The organism is Sphingobacterium populi, from assembly GCF_001586775.1.
Lineage (GTDB): Bacteria > Bacteroidota > Bacteroidia > Sphingobacteriales > Sphingobacteriaceae > Sphingobacterium > Sphingobacterium populi.
In genome coordinates this window covers 1-608 of sequence record NZ_LQXS01000021.1, presented here as the reverse complement: position 1 = coordinate 608, position 608 = coordinate 1, and the positions used below count along the sequence as shown (strand labels likewise).

Below are 608 nucleotides of genomic sequence, written 5' to 3'. Positions count from 1 at the left end.
CAGATGGCAATGGTAATTATTCCATTCAGACTACAACAGGCGCCATGTTGCGTTTTTCACTTATTGGTCATACGACTCAGAGCGTTTCTGTTGGCGATCGTAGCGTGATCAACATTCAGCTTGCGGGCGAAGACGAATCTATTGAAGAGGTGGTTGTTACCGCTCAAGGTATCCAGCGTACTGCGAAATCTATTGGTTATGCTACCCAGCGGGTAGGAGGAGATGATTTGGTTCAAAGGTCAGAAACCAACGTCCTGAATTCGATGCAAGGTAAGGTAGCTGGTGTCAATATTTCCAGTTCATCAGGCCAGCCCGGATCCTCTACCAATATCAACATTCGCGGTATTACATCTTTTGGTGGCAACAACCAACCCTTGATTGTTGTTGATGGAATTATCTTTAGTAATGATACCGATAATAGCCAGAATACGTTATTTGGTTCGCAGCCATCCAACCGTTTGAACGATATTCCACCTGATAATATTGAATCCATTCAGGTGTTGAAAGGTCCTGCGGCATCCGCCTTATACGGTTCACGTGCCTCGGCAGGTGTTTTGATGATTACCACCAAAACAGGTAAAGGCTTGCAGGGTAAGACAGAGGTAACC

At 45.4% G+C, this 608-nt stretch carries 1 protein-coding gene; it reads left to right on the top strand.

What is annotated here, in order from left to right; all coding sequences use genetic code 11:
* Positions 1-44 precede the first annotated feature (44 nt).
* On the top strand, positions 45-608 hold a 564-nt coding region (locus A0125_RS15200), incomplete at its 3' end, for a TonB-dependent receptor plug domain-containing protein (protein WP_231863251.1).